The sequence below is a fragment of the Chroococcidiopsis cubana SAG 39.79 genome (assembly GCF_003991895.1).
GTDB lineage: Bacteria > Cyanobacteriota > Cyanobacteriia > Cyanobacteriales > Chroococcidiopsidaceae > Chroococcidiopsis > Chroococcidiopsis thermalis.
The window spans coordinates 1-12,549 of sequence record NZ_RSCK01000134.1; the positions used below are offsets into that span (position 1 = coordinate 1).

A 12,549-nucleotide genomic window follows, 5' to 3' on the forward strand; every position below is an offset into this window, starting at 1 on the left:
CGAGCGTCTTTGAGTTTCATGGCTGATTCCAGACTTAGCTACCTTTCTATGTTAACCAATCTCTGCTCTAGGTAGTAAGTACGATCGGCAAATATTTGACGATGCAACAATTGAGCGAATGCTAGGACATTTGCAAACTTTGCTGTCGAGCATAGCAACAAACCCCGAGCAGTGCATTGGAGAATTGCCCCTGTTGACAACAGCAGAACGCGATCGCATCGTGCGGGAATGGAACGACACGGAGACAGATTTTTCCCAAGAGCTTTGCATCCATCAGCTATTTGAAGCACAGGTAGAACTGACACCCGAAGCCGTTGCCGTTGTTTTTGAAGATCGACAACTCACCTACAGAGAACTGAACTGGAGAGCCAATCAATTAGCACGACACTTACAGCAATTAGGCGTAAAACCAGGAGTTCTGGTTGCCGTATATTTAGAGCGATCGCTAGAGACAGTCGTAGCAGTCATGGGGATTTTGAAAGCGGGGGGTGCATACGTACCGCTCGAACCCAGCTTTCCCAAAGCACGCATTCAATTACTGCTTTCTTCACTGGCGATCGATTGTCTGGTAACGCAAACTTCACTGCTACCAAATCTTGACGAGATTCAATCTCAACTTCCCGCGCTACAACACTTAATTTGTTTGGATGCTGAAAAACGTGACATTGGTAGGGGCGCACAGCCGTGCGCCCCTACAAAAGATACAAAGAAAATATTCGATCGCCAAATTTGGCTGCGTGCAGATCTGGATCGACTCCCTACCGACAACTTACCCCTGTCCGCTAGCTCAGATGATGTCGCCTACGTAATCTTTACCTCTGGTTCCACCGGAACGCCGAAAGGAGTTGTAGTTCGCCATCAACCCGTCATCAACTTGATTCAGTGGGTAAACAAAACTTTTGCCGTCAACTCTTCCGATAGAGTTTTATTCGTCACATCTTTGTGCTTCGACCTGTCAGTTTATGACATTTTCGGGCTTTTAGCCGCAGGTGGATCGATTCGAGTCGTACCTAACCGTGACGTACAAGATCCAGAAGCTTTGTTGCGCATATTGCGTGACGAACCAATTACGTTCTGGGACTCTGCACCACCTGCACTGCAACAACTCGCTACTTTTTTCCCCAAGATTGAATGGGGCGATCGCCATCCCCAACTGCGGTTAGTATTTATGAGTGGTGATTGGATACCAGTAAAGTTACCAGACACACTCAAAGCTACATTCCCAGGAGTTAAAGTCATTAGTCTCGGCGGAGCAACCGAAGCCACAGTCTGGTCTAATTCTTATCCAATTCAAACAGTCGAGCCGCATTGGGTGAGCATTCCCTACGGCAAACCAATTCAAAATGCCCGCTACCACATTCTCGACTCTTATCTCAATCCCTGTCCGGTTGGCGTGGCTGGAGAGTTACATATTGGTGGCAAATGTCTTGCCTCTGGCTATTTAAATCAGCCCGAACTCACTGCACAAAGATTCATTCCCGACCCCTTTAGCGACGATCCAACAGCACGACTCTACAAGACGGGAGACTTAGCCCGCTATCTCCCAGACGGCAACATTGAATTTCTCGGTCGCATCGACCATCAAGTTAAAATTCGCGGTTTTCGGATCGAGTTGGGAGAAATTGAAACCGTACTGGCACAACATCCACAAGTGAGAGAAACTGTCATCCTGGTACGGGAAGACGAGCCAGGAAATAAGCGATTAGTGGCGTATGTCGTAGGACATCAGCCTGCACCTGCTACAAGCGAACTGCGGCGTTTCCTTCAGGAAAGATTACCAGAGTACATGGTTCCTGCTGCTTTCGTGGCGATCGCCGAAATCCCACTCACTCCTAACGGTAAAGTAGACCGTCGCGCTTTGCCAATTCCCGATCGCGATCGACCCGACCTAGAAAAGGCTTTTGCTGCTCCTAGCAACGCCGTGGAACTCCAGTTAACCCAAATTTGGTCGGAAGTTCTAGGTATTCAATCAATTGGAGTCAGCGATAATTTCTTCGAGCTAGGAGGACATTCGCTGTTAGCCGTACAGCTATTTACCCAAATCGAAAGTAAGTTTGGCATAAAACTTCCCTTAGCAACTTTGTTTCAAGCACCAACAATCGAGCAACTAGCCAATATACTCGGTCAACCGCAACAGTTAGTTTCTTGGTCTTCATTAGTGGCAATTCAGCCTCACGGAGATCGATCTCCTTTATTCTGCATCCACGCGCTGGGGGGAAACGTTCTCGGCTACCAAAAGTTAGTTCGTCATTTAGGTTCGGAACAACCTGTTTATGGATTGCAAGCACGGGGGTTAGATGGTAAACAAAACCCTCACACCAAAGTTGAAGACATGGCAGCCGATTATATTCAAGAAATGCGGACAGTTCAGCCCAATAGTCCTTATTTGTTGTGTGGCTTTTCCAGTGGAGGTACGGTAGCTTTTGAGATGGCGCGACAGTTACAAGCGCAGGGTGAGGAAGTGGCTTTACTCGCCATGTTCGATACTTACAGCCCCCGTTTATTTATTCACAATCCCTCGCTATTTCGCACAATTTATACTTACTTGCATACTCTTTGCCGGTTGCCGCTACCAGAAAAACAAACTTATTTTCTGCAAAAGTTAGATTGGATACACTCGCTGTTGACTGGCAAACAAAGCAGTAAATATGACCTGTGGAACAACTACGCTTTATCTGAAAATGCCAACCCTTACGATATGGTGCTAATTGAGGCGCTAAAGCAGGCAACAATGGTAGATTACGTTCCGCAAAGTTACTCCGGTCGAGTGGCTCTGTTTACGAGTAAAGAAGTTTTGAGATGGTGTTACTCTACACCCGATCGCGGTTGGAATAGCTTTGTCGAGCCAGGAGTCGAGATCCATGAAATACCTGGTACGCATTTGGGTCTGTTGGACGAACCAAACGTGCAAGTTTTAGCTTCTAAACTCAAGAATTGCTTGGAGCAAGCACAAGTTGGCGATCGCACGTTAAGCTTGGTCGGTAACAGTTGTGTCATGGAGCTATCAATCGGCTGATTGCTGATAAAATCGTCGTTTGCAGTTCTGTGTCGCGAGCGATCGCATTCTTGCTAGAGATACTATCCGCTAAAATACAAACAAGAAAGTACAAACAAGCGCGATCGCTCGTTGTTTATTCTCTAGCTTGCAGATGTCTACAGAAGTTTACCTCCTGTTCGAGAACCTGCTGTTTTTTGCGATCGCCACGTCCTTTTTTGCCCTCGTTGGCTGGGCGTGGAGACACTCAAAACCTTTTTATCTTCCCGAACCACTGCCTGAGTGGTTCAAAATATGGTTTGGTACGGTACAGATTATCGGATTATTGCTACCAATAGCCGCTTTGCTGTGGGGAATTTGGCAGGGCTACTCCAGCATTTTAACTGTACTGATACCATACTTAGTCATGCTGGGTCTGCAAATTCTTTCCGAAATTGTCACCCTGAGATATTTTCATACTGTTGTGTGGGTCATGGTTCCTTATCTTTACTTGCCTTATCGTATCTGGCAGCTGTATGAAGGCATGACACTACTAAGTCCAACTGATGAACTGCTTTGGATAAAGAATTTATTACTTGTCAATATTGTGTTGTGGGCTTTGAACTACGCCCTCGATTTATCCCAACTCCCAAGACTATTGCGCTGGGAAAGTAAGTAGTAAGTAGTTAGTTTTTGGTTGTTGGTAATATCGATTATCCGTCACTCAATAACGCTTCAAACTCTGCCTTTAAACCATTAACGTCTGCTACTCTTGCTACTAATAAATTATCTTTGCCACCAGCATCGTCAAAACGAGATTTCCAATACTGAACCGTGTCTGAGTTACGCATCCAAAAACTAACGACGGTATCGATGACTTGCTCTAAATTCCAATCTTGTTTGCAGGGAATAGTTTCTATCGATTTTAAAAAAGCATCCAAGGTACATTTGTATGCTCCTAAATACTCTACTCCTCGACACTGAGGAACTTGTACGACTTGCTGTTGATATTGAAAAAAGTAGAGAATCGGCGACACCCCTACAATTTCAAATGTATATTCCATCTCGATCTCCTAATATCAGTTATCAGTTGTTAGTTGTCAGCGCTCGGTAGCTAAGCTCTTTTCTAGTCGCCAGCCACTAGCCACTTAATAGTCCTTATTATTAGCAATTGTTATAGCTGTAATTCAGGTGAGTTGACATCCGAAAAAAGGCGGAGAATGAGCTATATCATGAGAAATATTAAGTTAAGAAATTAGCACTGTTGGCTCTTGAGTGCTAAAAAGTAACGGACAAAAATTAGCACTAAAGTACTTTGAGTGCTAACCTGAAAAAGGCGTTATAGTATTTTATCTAAAACATTAAAAAGAGTTGTTCAGTATTTTTAATAACTTTTTTGCAATCTTGCAGACAGATTTTTTAGGTGAGCTGGCGGCGCTAACAGCTGCTTGTTTGTGGGCAATATCTTCAGTTATCTACGGACGCATCGGACAACGTATTCCACCACTAGAATTAAATATTCTCAAAGGCGCGATCGCGATCGCCTTACTTGTTTGTACGCTATTGGTACAAAAATCAACATTTTCAGATGTTACTCCTACTACTTTAGGCTTACTTCTACTCAGTGGGGTTTTAGGAATTGGGATTGGAGATACAGCGTTCTTCTTTGCTTTAAATTACTTAGGTGCTAGACGCGCCTTGTTAATGGAGACTTTATCACCTCCTCTTGCAGCAATTTTGGCATTGATTTTTCTGCAAGAACAGCTCAGCATGAGTGCGTGGTGCGGCATTCTACTAACTATTCTAGGTGTGGCTTGGGTAGTTACAGAACGAGTACCAAATTTAGGAGAAAGGCATACACGCATACAACGAGGTGTTGGTTTTGGGATTTTAGCCGCGATCGCCCTTGCTAGTGGTGCTGTCATTTCTCAGATCGTACTAACTACCAGCAATATTAGTCCTTTATGGGCAGCTTTATTGCGATTGTGTGGCGGCGTATTGGTTTTGTTACCCTGGGGATGGCAGAGGCAGCACCACAGGCGCTTTGAGTTCAAAAGCATAAATGCAAAGATTATGGTAGCAATTTGCATTGCTGCTTTTGCTGGCACTTACTTAGGAATCTGGCTGCAACAGGTAGCAGTCAAGTTTGCAGTTGTAGGAGTTGCCCTCACGCTGAGCAATACCAGTCCTTTATTTGTCATTCCTATAGCTGTTTGCTTGGGAGAAAGAATCAGTCTTAGAGCAATTTTAGGGGTTTTTGTAGCCCTAAGTGGTATAGCTGTACTGTTGTTATCGCGTTGAGTAACGCAGGCGACATTTCATTCCTCCTGTTTCGGAGCGAGTCTTGAGTATTTCTGCTATAGTTCTTGAGATAAAACTATGAATTTCTGATAAAGGTTGCTTCTACCTAGAAGATTGTACTTTCCGCAAAAATAGCTGCAATAAAACTGCAATAAAACTGCACCAAATCTGCACAATTGCGGCATAATAATAAATGAAGTACAGCTAAGTTCTTCTCTGCTTTATAAAGAGATAGACAAAAACAAAGAGAGACGATAAGATAATACCATTCATTGGCGATTTGCTCAAATATAAAAATATTATTAAAAAATTATTAATAATATATTTTTAATATTATTTAGGTAAGAAAATTAATTATAACGATAGCAAATACAGCCAAATAAACTTTTTAAATGAAATTATATTCAAGTGGTTTCGCTACCCAAATCTAAGCTCTAGCAAAGCTACGAGCTGTTTGGGCAACAGATTTTTAATGAAAATAGTTGCAATAAGCACCATTGCCGATGGCGATCGCTACGAGAGCTTCAAAGTAACTTTTTTTACCAAGTTGTGCGGTAATCCTTCTCAAGACAGCGGCAAGCTGCAAAGTTAGGTTGTAATTATTGGATTGAACTTCTCTGTCTTCAGCTAGTCAGTCTGACAGAGAAAATTTTTCAACCAATCTACAAATAATCAAACAAATCTGGTAAGAGGAGCAAAGAACATGGCAACTATTGAAGGAACATTTTCCGATGACAAACTTTCCGGCAGTCTCGATACTGCTGAGAGCGATTTTATTTACGGCTACGATGGCAACGATAAACTTTACGGTAGAGATGGAGATGACTCTCTATGGGGAGGCAACGGTAACGATAGATTGAAAGGCGGATCGGGCAATGACTTACTAGATGGCGGTTACGGAGACGACACTGTATATGGTGGAACAGGTAACGATACTCTATACGGATTCAACGGTAACGATGTTTTGTTTGGAGATGGAAACAACGATAACTTAATTGGTGGATTTGGCAACGATGTTTTAGATGGAGGAGAAGGAAACGACATCATTGATGGTGCTGGAGGAGGTGCATACATTGGTAGTTCAGTTAGTCGCGGTGCTAATGAAATAGATGTCTTGACGGGAGGTGCAGGAGCAGATACCTTCAGGCTTGAAGGTGGTGCTGGGCGTGATGGCGCAGGTACATCTTACAGATTTGCTGGCAATAACGATTACGCTCTCATTACAGACTTCAATCCTCTTGAAGATACGATCGTTTTAAGAAGTATTGACACATCTGGACCATCATTTATGCAAACACAAGTCACCTACAGCTTAGGTGCAGCACCAAGCGATTTACTCCTACAAGGAACGGGAATTTATGCTGAATTTGCTAACAATCCTGGCACGCAAGAACTTATCGCTATTTTGCACGGAACCACACCAGAATCAGTTAATATTGGTGGAAGCTACTTCAAATACGTCAGCTAACAACGTATTTCAAAATAAGCTTAAGCTGAAAAATTAATTGCTATTTGCCAGCTATTTCACTAGATTTTTTAAGTCTTAACTACAGAATAGAACTATTTAACCTACTGAGAAACGCTGACCGAATTTGAATAAGTAACCAAGAGCTGTCCGTACTAACGGCAGCTTTTTTATTTACAGATATAGTTCCTAGCCATTTTTCTAGGTCTTCCTCTCCCCATTTTTCTGATGTCATCCATAGTATCAGTTCGGCATGATGATGAGTAATCAGTTGTTGAGAAGAAAGGGAGCAGGGAGTAGGGAGCAGCGACAAATGGCAAATGACAAATGACCACTTGCTAAAAGGAAAAATGATATGGAGTCGCAATCAATTGAGAGTAATACTTTGCTAGCACTTTCCAATAATTTAGCTGATGCAGTCGAACGGGCAGGTCGTGCCGTTGTTGCTGTAAATGCACGTCACCGTATTCCTTCCACTGGCGTTCACTGGCGCAATGGTATCATCGTTACTGCCGAACATACGGTAAGGCGGGATGAGGAAATTGCTGTCAGGCTACCAGACGATCGCACGGTAGCTGCAACTTTAATCGGTCGAGATTCCAGCACGGATTTAGCTGTACTCAGAATACCAGATGTCCAATTACCTACAGCAGAAATTGGCGATAGCGGTACTTTGCAAGTTGGAAACTTAGTGTTAGCTGTAGCACGTCCTGGTGAGAGCGGTTTAAGTGCTAGCTGGGGAGTTGTTAGCGCCAAAGGTATTGGTGTTACACAACGAGATTGGTGTGGCAAACAGACTGAAGGATTGCTCAAATTAGATTTATCACTTTATCCTGGTTTTTCTGGCAGTCCATTGGTAGATGCGAAAGGTAGTGTTGTCGGTATCAATACTGTTGGTCCTCGTAATATGGTGCTAGCTATACCTGTTGCGACTGTTAACCGCGTTATTGACACCTTATTGGAAAAAGGCAAAATTGCCAGGGGTTATTTGGGTTTGGGAATGCAGCCCGTGTTACTACCCGACAATCTGAAAAATGCGTTGAACTTATCCAGTAACGGAGGCGTAATCGTCGTCAATATCGAATCCGATGGTCCCGCCGATCGCGCTGGCGTATTCATTGGCGACGTACTTATTTCCCTTGATGGTAGAGCGATCGCCGACACCGGAGACGTGCAAGCAATGCTCGGCTCGGAGTCTGTAGGTAAAACCCTCAACGCACAAGTGATTCGAGGCGGCGCGTTATTAACAGTACCGATCGCGATTGGAGAACGTTGATATGACTACACTAAATGACGAACTAGCAAGTGTTGCCGCAGCTTTGAGCCGTTCTACCGTACAGATACAAGACCGAAGATTTGGCGGCGGCTCTGGTGTAATTTGGCAAGCTGATGGTGTCATTATTACGAATGCTCACGTCATTAGGAGCGATCGCCCTACAGTCAAACTGGCAGACAATCGGGTACTCGACGCTGTATGTACTAACCGCGATCGCCTACAAGATTTAGCTGTATTGAAGGTTGATGCTACCGATCTACCAGCTGCTCCGATTGGAGATTCTGACACGCTGCGAGTCGGTCAGATGGTGTTCGCAGTTGGTAATCCACTAGGTATAACAAATGCTTTAACAACTGGAATTATTCACACAGTCAGTTCCAAAAATCAAACTGGCAAAAATCAAACTGGAACCTGGATACAAGCAGATATTCGCTTGCGTTCTGGGAACTCTGGTGGCGCTCTTGCCGATACTCAAGGTAAAGTTATCGGGATCAACACCGCGATCGCAGGTGGTTTAGGCTTAGCTATACCTAGCAATATAGTAGAGCGTTTCTTACGGCGTGGTACAGTTAAACCTTATCTAGGAGTGACTCTCCAGCCTGTGGCAATCGGACGGAGATACAGGCGCAGGTTAGGTTTATTAATTTTGGCAGTACAAGCAGATAGTTTAGCTGAATCTGCTGGATTATTAACTGGCGATGTATTAACAGGAGTAGCCGGACGAGGTTTCACTGACATTTCAGATTTAGCCGAAGTTCTTTGGCAGTTTTCCCCAGGAGATTTACTGCAACTCAATTTGATTCGTGCTGGCAAATCGGCGATCGCGCAAATCCAAATTCCAGATAAGTCGGGAGCAGTAGCGGCGTGATGCGGGTTCTGGTTGCTGCCACTAATCCGATTGTCCGTGCGGGTTTAGAGAGTATCGTGCGGACAAATCCCGATTTATTGACAATTGGTAGTTCTGCCGATCCAGTTACCTTAGCTGCGGCGATCGCAACTCATAACCCTGATGTAGTTCTGATCGAGCTGAGTTTACCAGAAGGAGAGCCTGTCAGTGAAAAATTAGTTGCATTATCAGAAGTAGGAGAATTACCAATCGCCATTCTTATCGACACTGAGGATCGAGATCGCCTACCCGAACTGCTTCGTTCTGGTGTCAAAGCCATCTTACCGCGATCGGCATCCGCAGAAGAGATTTTACAAGCTGTAGAAGCTGTTGCAAGTGGATTAGTTGTATTGCACGCCGATGCGATCGATCTTCTCCTTACTCTTTTACCAATGAGCGAACGAGTTGTAGAAGCAACGACACCACTACAAGCATTAACTTCCCGCGAAATTGAAGTTTTGGGAATGCTAGCTGAGGGGTTGGGGAATAAGGCGATCGCCAAGCGTTTAGGAATCTCGGAGCATACGGTTAAGTTTCATGTTTCCTCTATCTTTAGCAAACTCAACGCCAGCAGCCGTACAGAAGCCGTGACTTTAGGAGCAAGACAAGGGTTGATTATGTTGTGATTGGTAGTTGGTAGTTGGGTGGTGCGTGGTGCGTGGTGCGTGGTGCGCTCAGGAGCAGGGGTGTAGGGTGTAGTAAGTGGGGTGTAGTAAGTGGTATTTTTGCTCCCTCAGCAACCTTGCGCTTCCTCAGCTCAAGAGCAGCTCTCTTCCTCCCTGCTCCCTGACAACTGCTTCTGGATAGAAAAAAGTGAATGAGTAGGCTCTAACTTATTAATGAGTAGAAACTCTTACTATGGTGCGATCGCTACCGTTTCTGGAATCGCTATTCTAATAACTGTAGATAATAAAAGAACGCACTGGATGGGGGTTACGCCGTTGTGACCCAGAGCCATTAGCTGAAGGAGAGCGATGTCAGGCAAATGGACAGTGTCAATATCAGTTCTAAACGGTGTGGAGTTTTTATCGCTTCCTCCACTTCGTTACTACCAAGGGGAGGCGAAACCCTCCATCAGAACGGTCTGAGGTAGTTCACGTTTAGAGTCGTCTTTTATATCTAACTATATGTTAATCATTCAGCCGCTTAGAATGCGATTGTATTCTGAGCGGCTTGATATTATGAATTATACTTTTTATTGGGAGTTACTGTTTGCGTATCTACTTTAGATTATTCTATCTTTATAAAATAGATATAGCGATTCTCAATTGGATGGGGTACATAAGATATTTAGGGGCGCACAGCTGTGCGCCCCTACGAATGTATTTCAAACGATTTATTTACTATTAGTGTTATGCTAGCTACAAAATAAGTACGCTGACAATTCTATTAATTTTGAGCATTTCCTAAGGCAAATACTATAATTTATTTAACAAAAGTTGTAAACATTTTTTTTAAGTCATAAGAATATTTAATTAAATGCTTAAAATATTAGAAGTCTAAGATTAATGTACGAAAAAATAAACTAAAAAATTATAAGCAAAACCACAGCATCTAGAAAAATCGATCTAGGATATAGGCAGTAAAAACCGATGCTTAAAATTACGGTTTTACTCACTGGCAGCTGGTCTTCTCATGCCTAAATTAGAAAAGGAAATACTTCAGAGTTACCAACTTTGAGGGAGCGAGAAAGACAAGCACAGCGGAATCAAGGCTGAAAAGCTAAACAGGAGATTTTTATGACTCAGGCAACAGATCGTCCCTCCCAAGTCACTACAATGGCTACTGCGATCGCGGGAAACGAAATTAGCAATTCTTTAGAAAAAGCGATCGTGCAAGCTTTAGAAGAAGCGCGTGCTGCGTGCCAAACTTCAGGTGACAGTTCTAGCGAATGCGCAGTAGCGTGGGACATTGTGGAAGAATTACAAGCAGAAAGAAGCCATCGTGAAGCGGCTCAACAAAGAAATAGTCTCGATCTCTACTGTATAGAGTATCCAGAATCGCTTGAATGTCTGATTTACGATGTGTAGTTGTAGAGGCGTTCTACGGAACGTCTCAAGCTGTCATATAGTAGCGATATTCGTCGCTACCGACAACCTGAAATCCCAATCGTTCGTAAAGCTTTCTGGCGGGATTTACTTTAATAACGTTAAGGCGCACCTGAATTCCTCTACTTTTACCTAATTCTAAAAGTTCGCCAATTAATTGAGTACCCAACCCTCTATTTTGATAATCAGGTAATATGGCAATGTAGTCAAGCAAGAGAAAATCGCCTTTATCCTCGATCGCAATACAACCAATTTCTTTTTCCTCAAGACACAAAATTTCAAAAGGCGACTCGTCTAGGTTTTGGTGGGACTGACGAAACAACTCTACTTGCTGTTGGTCGTCCCAGCCCCAGGTTTGTTCGACATACAGCCGAAAAGTCTGCTGGTGCAAGTCATGCAAAAAATCATAATCTGCCTGCGTTGCTTGCCGACGCTGAATGTCTTTCATACTTTGTAAGTTAACTTGTAGCGCGATCGATTTGCTCTACTTCATCTGAAGATAGTTGAATTTGGGCAGATTTGACAGAATCTTCGATACTACTAGCTTTACTCGCACCAGGAATAGGCACTACACAAGGGGATTTTGCCCGCAGCCATGCTAAGACGATCGCGTAGACAGAGACACCCTTCGTTTTAGCTAATTGAGCGATCGCGGGAATGTCTGGCAAGCTAGCAACACGACGGCTACCCCCTAAAGGACTCCAAGGCAAGAAAGTCAAACCTTCACGTTCGCAATATTCTAATACTCCATCTGTCTCTGGTTGTCGCTGCCAGGGATTATATTGGTTTTGAACGGAGACGATATCAACTACGTCGCGAGCGCGTTTAATCTGTTCTACAGAGAAATTAGAAACACCAACATACCGGATCGTTCCCGCTGCAACGGCTTCTTTGGCAGGTGTGAGAGATTCCTCGATTGTATAGTTTGGATCTGGAGCGTGATATTGCCACAGCTCGATCGGTTTTTCTCCCCCAAAAGCCTCAAAACTAATCCGAATTGTCTCCCGCAAGTGGTCTGGATTACCATTGCGCGTCCAACTTCCGCCAGGACGCATTAAACCGCCTTTGGTAGCAACAACTACATTACTCGCATCACCCTGATATTGTTGCAACGCTTGATGAATTAAACGCTCGTTGTGGTGTTTATCTGACTCGTCTTTGCAATAAGAATCAGCTGTGTCAATCAAAGTTACACCTAAATCGAGAGCGCGATGAATAGTCTCAATCGCTTGTGCTTCCGGTGGTCTGCTACTCAATGACATTGGCATTCCACCTAGACCGATAGCGCTGATGGTGACACCAGTATTCCCTAGTTGTTTTGTTTCCATCACTTAAGATTCCGTGACGTGTTCCTCTCGCCCATTCTATCTTTCTGCACAGACGTTGGTAGCGATCGCGCCAGCAGGGTACATTATTTAACGCGCCCTACTAATAAAGCCAACTCTAGCCATTTCCAATAACAATCAACATCTGTAAAACCAATTTCTCGCAACCATTTAAGTTGAGTTTCTACATCTAATAATGGGACTTTAAAACTTTCTAAGCCCAAAGATAGCCTGACTTGGCTTTGTGAGCGGCAAATACGTTGATGTGGGTCAT

Annotated in this window: 10 protein-coding genes and 2 pseudogenes; 8 read left to right on the forward strand and 4 right to left on the reverse strand. The window is 43.8% G+C overall.

Annotated features, from left to right (window positions below):
* Positions 1–76 precede the first annotated feature (76 nt).
* Both DSM107010_RS34145 and DSM107010_RS34150 read left to right on the forward strand, forming a co-directional pair.
* Positions 77–3,016: pseudogene (locus DSM107010_RS34145) on the forward strand (non-ribosomal peptide synthetase); the annotation flags it as partial.
* Between the two features lie 133 nt (positions 3,017–3,149).
* Entirely contained in the window at positions 3,150–3,653 is a 504-nt protein-coding gene (locus DSM107010_RS34150; RefSeq protein ID WP_106166804.1) for a DUF7733 domain-containing protein, read from the forward strand.
* Positions 3,654–3,687: 34 nt separating this feature from the next.
* Here DSM107010_RS34150 and DSM107010_RS34155 read toward each other — a convergent pair whose 3' ends face one another.
* A complete protein-coding gene (locus DSM107010_RS34155) occupies positions 3,688–4,038 on the reverse strand; it encodes a hypothetical protein (protein ID WP_106166805.1) in 351 nt (116 codons plus the stop codon).
* Positions 4,039–4,378: 340 nt separating this feature from the next.
* On the opposite strand from DSM107010_RS34155, the gene DSM107010_RS34160 reads away from it, so the two are divergent.
* The 6 genes from DSM107010_RS34160 to DSM107010_RS34185 all read left to right on the forward strand — a co-directional run bounded on the left by DSM107010_RS34160 (position 4,379) and on the right by DSM107010_RS34185 (position 10,932).
* A complete protein-coding gene (locus DSM107010_RS34160; RefSeq protein ID WP_181246314.1) occupies positions 4,379–5,275 on the forward strand; it encodes a DMT family transporter in 897 nt (298 codons plus the stop codon).
* A 703-nt stretch (positions 5,276–5,978) separates the two neighbouring features.
* The gene (locus tag DSM107010_RS34165; protein ID WP_015152191.1) at positions 5,979–6,743 is read left to right on the forward strand and encodes a calcium-binding protein; all 765 of its coding nucleotides are present in this window, start codon (positions 5,979–5,981) and stop codon (positions 6,741–6,743) included.
* A gap of 352 nt (positions 6,744–7,095) precedes the next feature.
* Positions 7,096–8,016 carry a S1C family serine protease gene (locus tag DSM107010_RS34170; RefSeq protein WP_106166806.1) on the forward strand — a complete coding sequence of 307 codons (921 nt, stop codon included), beginning with the start codon at positions 7,096–7,098 and terminating at the stop codon, positions 8,014–8,016.
* Position 8,017: 1 nt separating this feature from the next.
* Entirely contained in the window at positions 8,018–8,884 is an 867-nt protein-coding gene (locus tag DSM107010_RS34175; protein ID WP_106166807.1) for a S1C family serine protease, read from the forward strand.
* Positions 8,884–9,528 (forward strand): response regulator transcription factor, encoded by a 645-nt coding sequence (locus DSM107010_RS34180; RefSeq protein ID WP_015152194.1) that lies wholly within the window; start codon positions 8,884–8,886, stop codon positions 9,526–9,528. The genes DSM107010_RS34175 and DSM107010_RS34180 overlap by 1 nt, the downstream gene beginning before the upstream one ends.
* Positions 9,529–10,641: 1,113 nt before the next feature.
* The gene (locus DSM107010_RS34185) at positions 10,642–10,932 is read left to right on the forward strand and encodes a Calvin cycle protein CP12 (RefSeq protein WP_015152195.1); all 291 of its coding nucleotides are present in this window, start codon (positions 10,642–10,644) and stop codon (positions 10,930–10,932) included.
* A 25-nt stretch (positions 10,933–10,957) separates the two neighbouring features.
* Here DSM107010_RS34185 and DSM107010_RS34190 read toward each other — a convergent pair whose 3' ends face one another.
* The 3 genes and pseudogenes from DSM107010_RS34190 to DSM107010_RS41740 form a co-directional block, all read right to left on the reverse strand.
* The gene (locus DSM107010_RS34190; protein ID WP_106166808.1) at positions 10,958–11,398 is read right to left on the reverse strand and encodes a GNAT family N-acetyltransferase; all 441 of its coding nucleotides are present in this window, start codon (positions 11,396–11,398) and stop codon (positions 10,958–10,960) included.
* Positions 11,399–11,408: 10 nt separating this feature from the next.
* Positions 11,409–12,278: an aldo/keto reductase gene (locus tag DSM107010_RS34195; RefSeq protein WP_015152197.1), complete on the reverse strand. Its 870-nt coding sequence runs from the start codon at positions 12,276–12,278 to the stop codon at positions 11,409–11,411.
* Positions 12,279–12,361: 83 nt separating this feature from the next.
* Positions 12,362–12,549, reverse strand: a pseudogene (locus tag DSM107010_RS41740) (hypothetical protein); the annotation flags it as partial.

What these genes read in the sequence shown, in the direction of transcription:
- DSM107010_RS34155 (WP_106166805.1), bottom strand. Translation starts at nt 4,038, where the DNA reads ATGGAATATACATTTGAAATTGTAGGGGTGTCGCCGATTCTCTACTTT.
- DSM107010_RS34165 (WP_015152191.1), top strand. Translation starts at nt 5,979, where the DNA reads ATGGCAACTATTGAAGGAACATTTTCCGATGACAAACTTTCCGGCAGT.
- DSM107010_RS34185 (WP_015152195.1), top strand. Translation starts at nt 10,642, where the DNA reads ATGACTCAGGCAACAGATCGTCCCTCCCAAGTCACTACAATGGCTACT.
- DSM107010_RS34170 (WP_106166806.1), top strand. Translation starts at nt 7,096, where the DNA reads ATGGAGTCGCAATCAATTGAGAGTAATACTTTGCTAGCACTTTCCAAT.
- DSM107010_RS34180 (WP_015152194.1), top strand. Translation starts at nt 8,884, where the DNA reads ATGCGGGTTCTGGTTGCTGCCACTAATCCGATTGTCCGTGCGGGTTTA.
- DSM107010_RS34195 (WP_015152197.1), bottom strand. Translation starts at nt 12,278, where the DNA reads ATGGAAACAAAACAACTAGGGAATACTGGTGTCACCATCAGCGCTATC.
- DSM107010_RS34190 (WP_106166808.1), bottom strand. Translation starts at nt 11,398, where the DNA reads ATGAAAGACATTCAGCGTCGGCAAGCAACGCAGGCAGATTATGATTTT.
- DSM107010_RS34150 (WP_106166804.1), top strand. Translation starts at nt 3,150, where the DNA reads ATGTCTACAGAAGTTTACCTCCTGTTCGAGAACCTGCTGTTTTTTGCG.
- DSM107010_RS34175 (WP_106166807.1), top strand. Translation starts at nt 8,018, where the DNA reads ATGACTACACTAAATGACGAACTAGCAAGTGTTGCCGCAGCTTTGAGC.